The sequence below is a fragment of the Clostridium sp. genome, from assembly GCF_051654825.1.
Classification (GTDB): domain Bacteria; phylum Bacillota; class Clostridia; order Clostridiales; family Clostridiaceae; genus Clostridium.
Window position 1 is genome coordinate 1 of record NZ_JBOFYU010000092.1, and the last position, 15919, is coordinate 15919.

The following is a 15919-nucleotide window of genomic DNA, read 5'->3' on the forward strand; positions in this document are numbered from 1 at the left end:
TGTTATTCAAGCATTATTATTAGTAGTTATTTGGCTTGAAATGTTTTCTACTGAAGTTTCAGATGTTTACTCTATAAGTAAAACAATTGAACAAGTATTTAAAATACCATTTAAGAATGGAATTTTTATAGTATTAGCATTAGCATTACCTATATCTCAAATAGGATTTTCTAAACTAATAGGTTCACTTTATCCTCTATTTGGACTTTTAAGTCTTGTATTTATAGGACAAACTATTTATTTTTATTTTAAACATAGACATGAACTTAATTAAAATTAATTTAATATATACTTATTAAATAAAAAAAATGCCCTATCATAGTGGGCATTTTTTATTTTCTATATATCATCATAATAATTAAATCTAGGTACATTCGGGTCATAATAATTATCAAATGATCTTGGTGGAATAAATATTCTATCTTGGCTTGCAACTGATTCTCTTAGCTCAGCTATTCTAGTTACTCCAACATATACATCTGAAATCTTATACCAAGTTGCATAATCTACAACACCTGTTTTAGGTAAATTAAATACCTCTTGGAATACCTTAACTGCTTGTTCAGTATTAGAACCATATATTCCATCTACAGCACTCTTAGGAATAAGCGGATAGTTTTTAGCTATTCTATTTAAATAGTCTTGAACAGTCTTTACTTCCTCCCCAGTTGATCCTACTACTAAATCATATCCTGGATAGGATTTTGGAATTCCTTTAACTTGTTCTGCTGTAACAAGCTCAATATCATTACCATAAAAATGAGTTAATATCTCATAAGGAGTTTTCCCTTGGTCTCCTAGATATTTGCTTCCCCATTGAGTCATCCATTCTGGACAACTTACATTTTTACCATCACAATATTGAGTTAATAGTGGTTGCTTTTTACCAAACCTTCTAACGTATGTTGCAAATATATCATCAACTACTACACTTATACTTTCAAATAAATTTCGTCCATAATTAAATGCATGGTCATATGCTGTTGAATTTGTTATGTCATAATCCTTTCCCTTTCCTCTATACCATTCAGTATATATTCTATTTAATGTAAATGATATTATTGCATATACATTACTTCTAATTGTACTATCTGGCCATGTTGAATAAATTTCACTAGATGCAACATTTTTAATATAATCTTTATATGGAATTTTATAATTTGGTGCTGATGTATTACTTGGACTACCTGTATGAACCACTATAAACTCTGGTACTACTGGCTTAGGTAAAACAACTCCTCCTGTTGGTGGTGGTAATGGTTTATCTACTTCTTCAGGAATCTTAGCTGGATAATCTCCATTTAACCTATTTGGTCCAATATCTATTACCTCAAGTCTTGATGATCTATTTCCTGTCTCTAACAAATTACAGTTTTGAAGTGCTAACTCTTCTGGAAATACCTGACATCCATTTATTAATAAAGGTTGAAAACCATCTCTTTCTACCTTTATATCATATACACTATATGGTATCTTTCCTATATTAGGATCTTGTGAATATTCAAATGGTGGTGCATCTAATTCAATAGTATCACTTACTCCCATTGAATTTGTTGTTAATAAAATCTCTCTACTTTCTCCTTCATATCCTGCTGATGGACTAACCGTTACCTTTGTTTTATCAACAGGAATAAATGTATCTCCACTAAAACACTGTATCTTTAAACGACCTTTTTGAGCCATACTTTACTCCTTATTATTAATACTCCTTAAATAATACTATGCATCTTATCTTAAATTTGTGATAAATCAAATTTAAGGCTTTCTAATAAATAAACCTCCTATTTCATATTCATTCAATTTATTATAAGAATCTGATCTAGCTCCTAAAATATTTATTACTGATTCTAAACTATTATATAAACACACTTCTCCATATCCCCAAGATGGATCTGGATATACAACATCATTTCTAGGTCTTTTTGCATTAGATACTAAATGATATTTTAGCCTTTCCCCAAATAAATATGGATCATTTCCTTTTACGATTCCCCATTGCATCATTAATGCTGCTATGCCTGTAACATGAGGTGTTGCCATAGATGTTCCACTTTTTGAGTCAAATGACTTATCAGGTATTGGTGCCATTATCCCTTCTCCTGGTGCTACTAAATCTGGTCTCATATATGAAATATCACCTCTTCTTCCTCTTCCACTAAATGGAGATATATTATTTGTTTTATAATTATAACTTCCAACAGCTATTATATTATCAACTGTTGCTGGTATTCCTAGTGTGTTATTAATTGTAGGCTTTAGAAATTTTGTTTTAGTATTAAGGCCTTCTGATATAGGTAACCAAATATCAAATATCCCTTTATGTTTATTTACTACTCTAATTACTATTTCCCATTGCCCTGATTCTAAATATTGGCCTGATGCAATTAATGCTATAGTTAATTCACCAATAATATCAAAAGGTTTTGGCCCAGTATCTAATATTTGATATTTATCTTTTCCCACACTACCTTTTCTATAGCTTTCTTTTACAGCTATCTCTCCTGTACTACGTCCTGATGGGCTTATTACTTCTATAGTAATTTCTGGCAAAACTGATTTGTATAAATTAATAATTACATTAGTCTCATCAGTTGCAATATTTAATTGAACTCTAATTATTCCTTCTAGTATTCCTCCTACATGATGTGCTGCCTCGCCCTCATTTCCTGCTGCAATACATATAGTTATTCGTTCTAAAGTTGCCGTAGTAGATATATATTGTTCTAATAAACTTGTACCATTATGAGCTCCATCATTAGTACTTAAACTTATATTTACTGCCAATGGCATTTTAAGCTCCTTACTTTTATCAACTAAAAACTTTAGCCCTCTCATTATGTTTGTACTTAATGCATAACTTCCCCGAGTGCATTTAATTATAGCGATTGAACTATTTGGAGCAACACCATAATATTGCTTATTTATTTTCCCTCCAGCACAAGCTATACCTGCAACATGAGTACCATGTTCATTAGTATCTTTAGAAGGTACTACAGAAAATGGGTTACTAGATTTTAAAGCTTCATTTATTTTTTCTTTATTATAAACAACTTTTCCTAAGCTTAAGTCATATATATATTCAATTCTTGTTGTACCATCATCATTTCTAAAAGCAGGGTGAGTATAATCTATTCCAGAATCTATTATTCCTATTAATACCCCCTTACCATCTAACCCAAATGCTGTTTGAGCGCTCTGTACACATGCAGCTCTATTACTTGATGAATCTGTTGTATATAGAGATTTAGGCAATTCAAAATATTGAATACTTGGATTTTTAGACACATCTATTATCTTCGTTATATCTATTGTTAGAATTCCAAACCCATGTCCTAAATCTTCATATTCTCCGCCTAAACTATCAGCAAATTTTTTTAAATTTTCAGGAGTATCACCTGATATAATAATAATTTCAATACTATTTTTTTCTTCTCCGCCCACAATTTGTGATATCTTTATTTTATTTAAAACTGATTCTGGTAAATTTTTAATATATTCTATTCCTGATTCAACCTTTGCACTATATAACTCTTCTATAACTATCACTCCACTATATTAATCATTAACCATTATATGTATCTTATATATAATTGGGAATTATAATATATAAAAAAAGAAGAAGCCTTTATAGCTCCTTCTTCAATACTATTTATAGTTTTATTTCTATTCTTTCTAACTTTGCTATAACTTGCATTTCCTTTGCTTCCATAGTTTCTGTTAATAAACTTCCACCATTGCTAACAAGTAATAACTTAGAATTTCCTAAGCTTTTTATTTGTCTTATTTTAGTAGCTCCCTTGTAATTAACTAAGAATATTCCATTGTTAGTTATTTCCTTTACTAAGTGAGCAAATACTAAATCACCTTTAAGCATTCTAAAACCTGACATTTCATTATCTTGAACTTCTAAATATAGAACCTTATCTTGATGATATCCTTCTACTTTATTTGAATGTATAGGTAATTCTCTAAATCCTTTTTGATTTTTTAAAGAATAATCAAATATAGGAACATTCTTTAAAACATTTGAAAATGCATTAGTCCATACTTCATCTTGCTCAATTTTTTTCTTAGGTGTTGCAACTGCTGATTTTTTCATCATTTCTCTTTCTTTCATTAAATCTTCATCAGTTACAACCATGCTGACATCATTAAAATCTGATTTTAATACTTTTGCAGCTTTATCAATAAATGATTCTTGAGCAACTTTTCTTCCTAACTCAATTTCATTTATGTACTTTTCTGCAACCCCTAGTTTTTTAGCTAAGGCTTTTTGCGTCAATCCATTCTTAAGTCTAGCTTCTTTAATTTTCTCCCCTACTCTACTCACTTTATCCTCTTCCCTTCTGATATTTTAAATGCCATTCTCTTTCTTCTATTAAATGAACTAATAAATCATCAAATTTCCAATACATAGATATAGGAGTTACTACTGCTAATAACCCACCTATTATATTCTTTCTAATTTCTGTAATAGTTGCTTGTAATTCCACATCAGAAAAATTGTTAAATAATATAACTTTTTCATTTGTTGGATTAGGATTAAATGTTTTAAATTTTATCCCTTTTAGTATATCAATAACATTCATCTCCACCATATCAGTGTCTATTTCAATTACCTTTACATTTAGTTTCTCTAATATTATCAAATCATCCTTAGGTAACCCATACGTTAAGATACACTTATTATTATCAAGCATATTATTCTCCTCTAAAAATTATACTCTTTTTGGTTCTGGATATTTTTCACCAAAAGTATCAACTGTTACAGTCTTAATCTTTTGATCTTGAACTGGTTTATCATTATAATCAGTTTTTGAGCTAACTATTTTATCAGCAACATCCATTCCTTCTATAACTTTACCAAATCCAGCATATTGACCGTCTAAGTGTGGTGAATCTTGAACCATAACAAAGAATTGGCTTCCTGCTGAATCGTTAACCATTGTTCTAGCCATTGATAAAACACCTCTTGAATGTTTTAAATCATTTTTGAATTTATTTCTTGTAAATTCACCTTTTATAGCATATCCTGGACCACCCATTCCTGTTCCATCTGGGCATCCCCCTTGAATCATGAATCCTGGTATTACTCTATGGAATATAACTCCATTATAAAAACCTTTGTTTATTAAAGAAATAAAGTTATTTACTGTATTTGGAGCTATTTCTGGATATAATTCTGCTTTAATAACTCCTCCATCTTGCATATTTATCGTTACTATAGGATTTTTCATAGTAAACTCTCCTTTCAATTACATTTATTATTATATTATTATCATATTTAGTAATATGAATACAATAAATTTATGATTTTCAACCACTATTGGTAATTATATCTTATTTATAAAAAAAAGCATAGATTTCTCTATGCTCTTTATTTAACCATATAAACTCTATTGAAATGTTGTTCCTAATACAACTCTTGAATAATCATTATAATTTGATAAATTTTTAACATCAACTTGTGCAAAAACGAACTGCCTACCAAACTTATTAATTAAGTCACTAAATAAAGCATTTAAAAAAGTTGATGGCACTCTATCAAAACCTGTAAAATCAAGTGTTACTCCAGTATTGATGTTATTTCTTATCATTTCTCTTAATAAGATTGCATCTTCAATACAAATTTTTTCTCCTAAAACTGACTTAACCATTATATCCATCATAAATCCCCCTTAAAGAATTCTCATTTATTGTAATTTTCTGAAAATTCTATCCTTAATATTAATATAGCAATTTAGTTTATTTTTGTCAACATTTTAACAAATAAAAATAAAAAAAAGTTAAATTACCTCGTAATTTAACTTATTCTATCGATATTAATTTGTTACTTAATTTTATTATTTCATCATTATTTAATGAATTATATATTATAACTCTTCCTTTTTCTTTAGATGTTGTTAATAAATTTTGTTCTTCTAATCTTCTTTTTAATTCCTTTGAAGTTCCTGTTCCACCATCTAAAATCACTACATCTTCTCCAACTATCTTTATTAATAAAGATTTTATAAAAGGATAATGTGTGCATCCTAATACAATAGCTGATATTTTTCCTACATTATAAGTAGATATTTTTTCTGATAAATACTTTTCTAATTCTTCACCTTCTAATATCCCTTTTTCTATGAACTCCATTAATCCTGCACATGGTACTGGTATTATATTTGAATTCTTATTGTATTTATTCATTAATAAATTAAACTTAGCTTCGCTTAAAGTCATAGGTGTAGCCATTATTAATATATTCCCATCTTTATTTAATTCAACTGCCGGCTTTAAGGCTGGCTCTATTCCTACTAAAGGTAAGTTAGGGTATACTCGTCTTAATTCAGCAACAGCAGCGCTTGTAGCTGTATTGCAAGCAACAGCTATACCTTTAACACCCTTACTTAATAAGAATTCAACTGCACTAAATGTTAAATCTCTAACTTCTTTTGCTGACTTTATACCATATGGTGCATTTATAGAATCTCCAAAATATATATAATCTTCATTAGGCATTATTTTGATGGCTTCTCTCATAACACTAAGTCCACCTACTCCAGAATCAAAAAAACCTATAGGCATATTTCTCTTATCCAAGCAATCTCACTCCATCATCTTTAATTCTATATTATATTTTATACCTTTATTTAATATAAATCCACAAATTTTACTTCCTAAAGGCTTATATATGCTTTAACTATTATAATTATAACCATTATTTTACTAAAAAAGTGTTCGTGTTACTTATAAATATAATTTTTTTAAAATATTTTTACTTTATATAGTATAATTTCAAATTTAACTATTGTTTTTTCTTTATTTACCATTAAAATAGTTGACATCATATTACCAATATAATAAAATTTCTTTATAATTATTTTTTTAACGAATATTATTTTGTATTAGTTAAAATTCGTTCGATTTTAAGCAGAAAGGATGTGACTATATTTCTTGCTTTTAAAAAGGCAAGAAAGATACTTTATGAGTAATTTAATTTATACAATACCTAAATCAGAGCACAACAAAGAAGACTTATTTAAAATTTTTAATTCTCACCCGGAAATTAAGTTTGTTTCTATCGTCGGAATTGATTTATCAGGAAATGATACAGATGAAAAAATACCTGCTAAATTATTTTTAGATGACATAGACTCTTTCCTTAATGGTGTTGCTATCCAAACAGACGGTTCATCAGTTGTATTACCTGGAATCGCTACTCTTAATGACGCTAAAGTAGATATGGTTGCTGATCTTAATGCAAATTGGTTTGTTGACTACAATTATGACCACATTGACACTTTAACAAATAAGCCTATCGGAACTTTAAGAATTCCTTCATTCCTAATCCATAACAATAAAGCTGTTTGTTCAAGACACATATTAACAGCAGCAATATCTACATTTAAAGAAACTCTTTTAAATACTTTCAAAAATAAACCTGAAACTTTATCACCTTTTGGTATAACTTTTGATGAAATTGATGAATTAGTTATAACTTCAGCAACTGAGCTTGAATTTTGGGTTAAAACACCTAATGAAAAAGCTTCTATTGAAGAGTTATCAACATCTGAAGTTTTACAAGAGCAATATTGGACAAGAACTAAGGGTTCTGTAAGATCCGCTTTAGAAGAAACTTTAATGTTAATGGAAGCTTACGGATTTGAACCTGAAATGGGTCATAAGGAAGTTGGAGGAGTTAAGGCTCAATTAGATTCAACTGGTCAATTTAATCATATAATGGAACAAATAGAGATAGATTGGAAGTATTCAGATGCAGTACAATCTGCTGATAATGAAATATTTATAAAGATATTAGCTCAAGAAACATTTAGAAGACATGGATTAGATGTTACATTTATGGCTAAGCCAATTGAAGGTGTTGCTGGTTCAGGAATGCACACTCATGTTGGGGTAAGCTTAAAGCTTAAGAATGGAAAGAGAATAAACTTATTTAATGCTACTAAAGATGATTTCATTAGCTGTATAGGTTATGGAGCTATTATGGGAGCATTAAAGAATTATGAAGTTATGAATCCATTTATTTCATCAACTAATAATTCATTAAAAAGATTAAAACCTGGATTTGAAGCACCAATATGTATAGTTACATCACTAGGTTTAAGTCCTGATAATCCATCTAGAAATAGAACTATATTAATGGGTCTAATTAGAGATCTTAATAATCCAATGGCTACTAGATTTGAACTTAGATCACCTAATCCACACTCAAATATATACTTAGTAATAACAGTTACTTATATGGCTATGCTTGATGGGATTATGTATGCTTTAGAAAATAATAAAACTGAAGAAGAATTATTAGCTGAACTTTCTAAGAAAGCTGGAGAAACTGCTGATTACTTAGAAACAAATAGAGCTTATAGAAGTGAAGAAGATGTTTTTGAAGACTTCACTGAAGAAGAAAGAAATACATACTTTGGAAAAGCTCCATCAACAGTTTACGAAAACTTAATTCAACTAGAAAATAATCCTGAAAAACTAAATGTACTTAAAAGAAATGATGTATTAACAGATTCATTAATTAATAGCTTTAAGTTAGCTGTTACTCAAAGATGGGCAACAGAAATATCTCATAGAGTTATTTCTAATTACACTGCTGAAATAAGAAGCTTTAAAAAACTTCACTGCACAGATGCTTTAGATTTAGATGTGTCTAATTGGATGAAAATTAACGCTCTAAGACATGAGGTAATGAAAGATACCTATACTAACCAAAGCTTGTTTACACGCATTAAAATAGCTTTAGGAGAGGATGACTTTAAGACAGCATCATATTTAGCTCTTGAGTTAGATGAAAAGATGAATGAATTAAGAGATCTTTACTCAAATTACAAGAAGAATCTTTTAGATATATAAAGAAAAAGACAAATCAGAAATGATTTGTCTTTTTTTTACATCCATGCAGGTATCTGCACGCTTTCACTATCTATTACATTTACATTATTATCTATAATTGACTTTCTATAATTAGATTTTTTTCTTGTTCTTAATGAATTATTATTTATTAATGCTTCTGCTTCTTTTAAGCTATTTGCCTTAAAAACAAATGTCCAACCATCTTTGTCGTATTTGCCTGCACACATCATATACTTCTCGTATTCATTAGAAATTCCTTCTCTATCTATTATTAGACTCTTGAATTCCCCTATTGTTTTATAATTTAATTTTACAAATACGCCACTATTATGTTGCATGATTACCCCTCCAACCAAACATTCGTTCTATACTTATATTCTATAAGAACATTCGTTCTAAGTCAACATTTTTCTACTATTTTTTTCTATTTTTTTGCAAAAAATAAAACCACTTAGAATTTCTAAGTGGTTTTATAAATACTATTCTACTATGTTGAATACTTCTAAATCTTGCTTATCTAATTCAGCTATCTTAACTTCAGCTATAGCTTTTAATGTATCTAAAGCTGTTATTACTCCAGTGTTTCTTTCAACAGCTGCTCTTCTTATTAAGAATCCATCTCTCTTAGAATCATTTCCTTTTGTAGGAGTATTAACTACTAAGTCAACTTCTTTATTCTTAACAACATCTAATATATTAGGAGTTGCTTCATTAAGCTTTCTTACTACTTCAGCATCTATTCCAGCTTCTCTTAATAACTCAGCTGTTCCAGCTGTAGCTACAAATTTATATCCTACATCTGATAACATTTTAGCTATTGGTAAGAACTCTGCTTTATCATGTTTATTGATTGTAGCTAGTATCTTTCCTTTTTCAGTTCCAGGATACATGCTTCCACCTACAAACCCTTTGTATAAAGCTTCCTTAACGTTTCTACCTACACCTAAAACTTCTCCTGTTGATTTCATTTCTGGTCCTAATGATACTTCAACCTTAGGAAGCTTTTGTGTTGAGAATACAGGAACCTTAACTGACACTAACTTTGGTTCTGGGTAAACATCTACTCCATATCCTAAATCAGCTAATTTATGTCCTAACATTACCTTAGTAGCTAAATCTACTATTGGCACCTTACTTACTTTACTGATATATGGAACTGTTCTTGAAGCTCTTGGATTAACTTCTATTATATAAAGTTGTCCTTCAAACTCAATGAATTGGATATTTATCATACCCTTAATTCCTATAGCAACAGCTAATTTCTTAGTGTAATCTAAAACTTTAGCCTTTATTTCATCTGTAACATTTTGACTTGGATACATAGTTACTGAGTCACCTGAGTGAACTCCAGCTCTTTCTAAATGCTCCATTATACCAGGTATTAATATTTCTTCACCATCTGATATAGCATCTACTTCGATTTCTCTACCCATTAAGTATTTATCTACAAGTATTGGGTTCTTAGTATCTTTAACAAATGCATTCTTTAAGTAGTATGTTAACTCTTCTTCATCAAATGTTATTTCCATCCCTTGACCACCAAGTACGTATGAAGGTCTTACTAAAACAGGGAATCCTAATCTTCTAGCTTCCTCTAAACCTTCTTCTACAGTCCAAACACCTTTACCCTTTGGTCTATCTATTCCTAATTCTTCAAGTAAAGCATCAAACTTTTCTCTATCTTCAGCCATATCTATTTGATCTGCTGTTGTTCCTAAAGTTTTTATTCCCTTTTCCTTTAAGAAGTTAGCTAATTTAATAGCTGTTTGACCACCAAATTGTAATATAACTCCATCTGGATTTTCTTTTTCAATTATATTTAAAACATCTTCTTCTGTTAATGGCTCGAAGTATAGCTTATCTGATATGTTAAAGTCTGTACTTACTGTTTCTGGGTTATTGTTAACTATTATTGTTTCAATTCCCATCTTCTTTAATGCCATTACACAATGAACTGATGCATAGTCAAATTCTATACCTTGACCTATTCTTATTGGTCCTGATCCTATAACTATAACCTTTTTCTTATCTGATACTTCTACTTCATCATATTGTTCGTATGTTGAGTAGTAGTATGGTGATAATGCTTCGAATTCTCCACCACATGTATCAACCATCTTATATGCAGGCTTTATGTTCCAAATGCTTCTTAATCTATAAACATCATCTGGATTAACCTTTAACATATCAGCTATAGCCTTATCTGAGAATCCTTTTTTCTTTAGGTTTAATAACCATTCTTTATCTAAATCTTCTATTTTGCTTAATTTTAATCTAGTTTCTTCTTCAACTATCCACTTAAACTTTTCTAAGAAGAATATATCTATTCCAGTTATTTTTGAAATACTTTCTATTCTATAGTCTCTTCTTATCATTTCTGCAAGAGCAAATAATCTTTCATCATCTGGCTTCATAACTATAGTTTTTAATTCTTGAATGCTAAGTTCTTTAAACTTTGGATGGTCTAATGAATACTTACCAATTTCTAAACTTCTTATACCTTTTAATAATGCAGATTCTAAGTTAGCTCCTATAGCCATTATTTCACCAGTTGCCATCATCTTTGTTCCTAAAGCTCTATCAGCTGTAAAGAACTTATCAAATGGCCATTTTGGTATTTTAACTACTACGTAGTCTAATGTTGGCTCAAAGCATGCATATGTTTTTTGAGTAACTGCATTTTTTATTTCATCTAATCCATATCCTAAAGCAATCTTAGCTGCAAGCTTAGCTATTGGATATCCAGTAGCCTTTGATGCTAAAGCTGATGATCTTGAAACTCTTGGATTGATTTCTATAACTGCATATTCAAATGATGTTGGGTGTAGTGCAAATTGAACATTACATCCACCTTCTATTCCTACAGCATTGATTATGTTTATTGCTGATGTTCTTAACATTTGATATTCTTTATCTGATAAAGTTTGTGAAGGAGCTACAACTATACTATCTCCTGTATGAATTCCAACTGGATCTATATTTTCCATGTTACATACAGTTATACAGTTTCCATATGAGTCTCTCATTACCTCATACTCAACTTCTTTCCATCCCTTAACTGATTTCTCTAAAAGTACTTGACCTATAGTACTTAATTGTAAACCTGATGTAAGGATTTCTCTTAACTCTTCTTCGTTATCAGCAATTCCTCCACCAGTTCCACCTAGTGTATATGCAGGTCTAACTATAACTGGGTATCCTATCTTACTTGCATAATCCATACCAGCTTCTAATTCTGTTATGATTTCACTTTGAATAACAGGCTCATTAATTCTATTCATCATGTTTCTGAATAGCTCTCTATCTTCACCTTCTTTTATTGATTGGATAGAAGTACCTATTACTTTTACATCATATTTTGCAAGTATCCCTGCATCATCTAATTCTACAGCAAGGTTTAATCCTGTTTGACCACCCATTCCTGTAAGTAAGCTATCTGGTCTTTCTTTTGCTATAACTTTTTCTAAGAATTCTAAAGTTAATGGCTCTATATAAACTTTATCTGCTACTTCTGCATCTGTCATGATAGTTGCTGGATTAGAGTTAACTAATACAACTTCTATTCCTTCTTCTTTTAACGCTTGACAAGCTTGAGTTCCTGAATAATCAAACTCTGCCGCCTGTCCTATTACTATTGGACCTGACCCTATAACTAAAACCTTTTTTATATCTTTATTTAATGGCATATCTTAAACCCTCCTACAGTGCATACTTCATAAATTTATCAAATATATATTCGCTATCCTTTGGACCTGCTGCAGCCTCTGGATGGAACTGAACTGAGAATATTGGTAATTTAGTATGTTTCATACCTTCTATTGTTCCATCATTTATATTTACATGTGTTGCCACAACATCTTCAGGTAATGTTTCTACTACATAACCATGGTTTTGTGATGTAATATGAACTTTATTTTCTTCTAAATCCTTAACTGGGTGGTTGCATCCTCTATGACCAAACTTTAATTTTGCAGTTTTTCCACCTAAAGTTAATCCTAATAATTGGTGACCTAAACATATACCTACTATTGGCTTCTTTCCAACTATCTTTTTAATATTTTCTATTACATCTGTTAAATCTTCTGGATCTCCAGGACCATTTGATAAGAACACTAAATCTGGGTTAACTGATAAAACCTCTTCTGCTGTTGCTGTCATTGGGAATACTGTTAACTTACATCCTCTAGCTACAAAGTTTCTAATGATATTTTGCTTTATTCCAAAATCAACTATTGCAACATGTTTCCCATTACCTTCTATTGTATAAACTTCTTTAGTTGATACTATGCTAACTGCTTCATGATTTGAGAATGCATTAACTTTTTCTTTTACTTCTTCTAATTCATTTGCTTCTAATGATATTATTCCCTTCATTGTTCCATGATTTCTTAATACCTTTGTTAAAGCTCTAGTATCTATACCTTCTAATCCTATTATTTTATTTTGCTTTAAGTAATCTTCTAAACTTATTTCACATCTAAAGTTATTTGGGAAGTTACATTTTTCTCTAACTATAAATCCTCTAACCTTTGGTGAATCTGATTCCATATCTTCTAAGTTTATTCCGTAATTTCCTATTAACGGATATGTCATTGTTACTATTTGTCCATAATATGATGGATCTGTTAAAACTTCTTGATAACCTGTCATTCCTGTTGTGAATACTACCTCACCAACGCTGTCTTTTAAGTATCCAAAGGCCTTCCCTTCAAATACCATGCCATTTTCTAATATTAGCTTTGCTTTCATAATTTAGCCTCCCTCAATCTATATATAAATTCTCTAACTAAAAATACACCTGGATAAAAGCTTTCTGATTTTTATTAAAACAAAAGGATACTAAGGAGACGATTAAAATAATCTTCTCCCTACTATCCCTATATATTCATCATCAGTTTTAGAAAACGCTCTTACTGACATAGCTATGCAATTATTGTCTAATTTTATGTATAACATCGTCACATACTCCCTTTCTGGCCTCACAGGACCAATTTAAAGTGTACTTTTTTAACTTCACTTAAATTTTCAATTTTATCTTTTATAACATTTTATAGTGTATTTTAACTTCTGTCAATAATATTTCATGCAATTCGAAAAATTTGTTTAATATATAATAACTTCCACATTGTAACATAATTCTAAAGGTCTCATACAAATATAGTGTATTCTAAATATTTTATGAGGTGCTTTTATGGATAGAACTAATTTTGACTACAATTTATGCAAATCAAGATTTATATTAAATTCCGATCCTCAAGTGAATACATTATTATATCCAATTCCTTCTCAATGGTGGAGTAGATTATATGAATATGCATGGGCTAGTCAATTTGTAGAAGCTGAAGATATCTCTCTTGATGCAGCTTGCGGATTGCCTCACCACTTTAAGTTTTATATTGCTGAAAAAAGTAAAGAAGCTTACGCCTGTGATATTACTGATGAAATAGAAGATAAAGCTTTTATGTTAAATTTAATTAAAAATGAATTTAGCTTAGAAGCATCATTAAATATTACATCATCATTAAATAAACTAAATCTAATTAAGGCTGATATATCTGATTTACCTTATAATGATAAGAAGTTCGATAAAATATATTGTATATCTGTATTGCCTGAAATCTCTGCCCCTGTTATAGAAAAAACCTTTCTTGAATTTAACAGAGTTCTTAAAGATGATGGATTAATAATATTATCAATGGATCATCCTAGAATAGACTTTAACTATTTAACATCTGTTATTGCTAATTCTGGATTTAAATTTTTATCTGATGTAGATTTTACTCCTTTACCTAACATACTCCAAAGCAATATATACCCTGGTATTACTTGCTTTAGGTTTGTTCTTTGTAAAAATGATGAGCTGATGATAGAAAGTGCAGAAATAATCTAAAATTAAAAGCTGAGGATTTTACTCCTCAGCTTTTCTTAATTGGTCTAATTTTATATCAAATTCTCTTTTGTCTTTCCAGCTATGATAATTTACGCCTTCTTTTGAATGGTTTTCTATAAAGTCATATAGATCTACTTCATATTCTTCAAATCCATTCAATTCTAATTCTATAGTATCCTCATCTGATAATGTAAATTTGCTTATCTCACCATAGCCTATACATTCACTTCCATAATAAAAAGTTACTCCACTTTCTATTAATGTTTCATATATATATGTTATCTCTTGTTTTATATTATCATTCATTATAATCACCTATTTATTCAAATTAAAATATTATTACCCTTTATTCATTAATAATATTACTCTTCTTGAAATAAATCTAGGCATAAATTTATTCATCATTACAAGCACCTTATTTTTTGCTCCAGGAATTATTATTAATTTTCCTTTGTTAAAATCCCTATAAGCTAAATTAGCAACCTTGCTAACTGACATTAAATTATTTTTGGCACTTTTAGATTTTTTAATTCCAGCCTTATTTTGAAATCCTGTATCTACTGCACCTGGACAAAGACAGCTTACTTTAATATTAGTTCCATTAACCTCTTCATATAAAGCTTCAGTGAAACTTAAAACATATGCTTTTGATGCATAATATACTGCCATTTTAGGTCCTGCACAAAAAGCTGCTGTAGAAGAAACATTCATTATAGATCCATAATCACTTTCTATCATTCTAGGTAAGAAATGCTTTGTCATTTCAGTTAATGATTTTATATTTAAGTCTATTAAGCTTAACTCTTTTTTCATTTCAGTTTCACTTAAATAACCAAATGAACCTACCCCTGCATTATTTATTAAAATATCCACAGTTAAATTTTTTTCATCCACAAAATTAAAGACTTTTTCACAAGAGTTATCAACAGCTAAATCAACAGCTAAAATATCCACATTTATATTATATAAACTTACCTCATCTCTAACCTTTTCAAGGTTATCAATATTTCTAGCAATTAATAATAAATTATACCCATCCTTAGCATATAACTTAGCTAATTCATATCCTATTCCAGTAGTTGCTCCTGTTATTAATACACAACTTCGCCTCTCAGGCTTCCCCATATTACCTATCCTCCAAAAAACTTAAATTATATTTTTGTT

14 protein-coding genes and 1 pseudogene are annotated in these 15919 nt (G+C 29.6%); 3 read left to right on the forward strand and 12 right to left on the reverse strand.

What is annotated here, in order from left to right:
• A pseudogene (locus ACRDBA_RS05455) lies at positions 1 to 274 on the forward strand (transporter); the annotation flags it as partial.
• Between the two features lie 65 nt (positions 275 to 339).
• Here the strand turns inward: ACRDBA_RS05455 and ACRDBA_RS05460 are convergent.
• From ACRDBA_RS05460 to murI, 7 genes are all read right to left on the reverse strand, one after another.
• Positions 340 to 1683, reverse strand: a complete 1344-nt coding sequence (locus ACRDBA_RS05460) for a peptidoglycan-binding protein (protein WP_438571914.1) — start codon at positions 1681 to 1683, stop codon at positions 340 to 342.
• A 72-nt stretch (positions 1684 to 1755) separates the two neighbouring features.
• A complete protein-coding gene (locus tag ACRDBA_RS05465; RefSeq protein WP_438571915.1) occupies positions 1756 to 3546 on the reverse strand; it encodes a S8 family peptidase in 1791 nt (596 codons plus the stop codon).
• A gap of 103 nt (positions 3547 to 3649) precedes the next feature.
• Positions 3650 to 4330: a helix-turn-helix domain-containing protein gene (locus tag ACRDBA_RS05470; RefSeq protein WP_438571916.1), complete on the reverse strand. Its 681-nt coding sequence runs from the start codon at positions 4328 to 4330 to the stop codon at positions 3650 to 3652.
• Position 4331: 1 nt separating this feature from the next.
• A complete protein-coding gene (locus tag ACRDBA_RS05475) occupies positions 4332 to 4700 on the reverse strand; it encodes a DUF3783 domain-containing protein (protein ID WP_438571917.1) in 369 nt (122 codons plus the stop codon).
• A gap of 18 nt (positions 4701 to 4718) precedes the next feature.
• On the reverse strand, positions 4719 to 5237 hold the full coding sequence (locus tag ACRDBA_RS05480; RefSeq protein WP_438571918.1) for a peptidylprolyl isomerase: 519 nt from the start codon (positions 5235 to 5237) through the stop codon (positions 4719 to 4721).
• A 159-nt stretch (positions 5238 to 5396) separates the two neighbouring features.
• A complete protein-coding gene (locus tag ACRDBA_RS05485; protein WP_438571919.1) occupies positions 5397 to 5669 on the reverse strand; it encodes an STAS-like domain-containing protein in 273 nt (90 codons plus the stop codon).
• A 139-nt stretch (positions 5670 to 5808) separates the two neighbouring features.
• Positions 5809 to 6585 (reverse strand): glutamate racemase, encoded by a 777-nt coding sequence (gene murI, locus ACRDBA_RS05490; RefSeq protein ID WP_438571920.1) that lies wholly within the window; start codon positions 6583 to 6585, stop codon positions 5809 to 5811.
• A 384-nt stretch (positions 6586 to 6969) separates the two neighbouring features.
• Between murI and ACRDBA_RS05495 the strand changes: the two genes are divergently transcribed.
• Positions 6970 to 8865 (forward strand): glutamine synthetase, encoded by a 1896-nt coding sequence (locus ACRDBA_RS05495; RefSeq protein WP_438571921.1) that lies wholly within the window; start codon positions 6970 to 6972, stop codon positions 8863 to 8865.
• 35 nt (positions 8866 to 8900) lie between these two features.
• On the opposite strand, the gene ACRDBA_RS05500 is transcribed toward ACRDBA_RS05495, so the two are convergent.
• The 3 genes from ACRDBA_RS05500 to carA form a co-directional block, all read right to left on the reverse strand.
• Positions 8901 to 9203, reverse strand: a complete 303-nt coding sequence (locus ACRDBA_RS05500; RefSeq protein WP_438571922.1) for a hypothetical protein — start codon at positions 9201 to 9203, stop codon at positions 8901 to 8903.
• 141 nt (positions 9204 to 9344) lie between these two features.
• Positions 9345 to 12551, reverse strand: a complete 3207-nt coding sequence (gene carB / locus ACRDBA_RS05505; RefSeq protein ID WP_438571923.1) for a carbamoyl-phosphate synthase large subunit — start codon at positions 12549 to 12551, stop codon at positions 9345 to 9347.
• 13 nt (positions 12552 to 12564) lie between these two features.
• Positions 12565 to 13614, reverse strand: a complete 1050-nt coding sequence (gene carA / locus ACRDBA_RS05510; protein WP_438571924.1) for a glutamine-hydrolyzing carbamoyl-phosphate synthase small subunit — start codon at positions 13612 to 13614, stop codon at positions 12565 to 12567.
• A gap of 442 nt (positions 13615 to 14056) precedes the next feature.
• Here carA and ACRDBA_RS05515 point away from each other — a divergent pair, with 442 nt between their 5' ends.
• The gene (locus ACRDBA_RS05515; protein ID WP_438571925.1) at positions 14057 to 14755 is read left to right on the forward strand and encodes a class I SAM-dependent methyltransferase; all 699 of its coding nucleotides are present in this window, start codon (positions 14057 to 14059) and stop codon (positions 14753 to 14755) included.
• An 18-nt stretch (positions 14756 to 14773) separates the two neighbouring features.
• On the opposite strand, the gene ACRDBA_RS05520 is transcribed toward ACRDBA_RS05515, so the two are convergent.
• Positions 14774 to 15061 carry a hypothetical protein gene (locus ACRDBA_RS05520; RefSeq protein WP_438571926.1) on the reverse strand — a complete coding sequence of 96 codons (288 nt, stop codon included), beginning with the start codon at positions 15059 to 15061 and terminating at the stop codon, positions 14774 to 14776.
• Between the two features lie 33 nt (positions 15062 to 15094).
• Complete coding sequence (locus tag ACRDBA_RS05525; RefSeq protein ID WP_438571927.1) at positions 15095 to 15880, reverse strand: SDR family NAD(P)-dependent oxidoreductase; 786 nt, start codon at positions 15878 to 15880, stop codon at positions 15095 to 15097.
• Between the last annotated feature and the right edge of the window lie 39 nt (positions 15881 to 15919).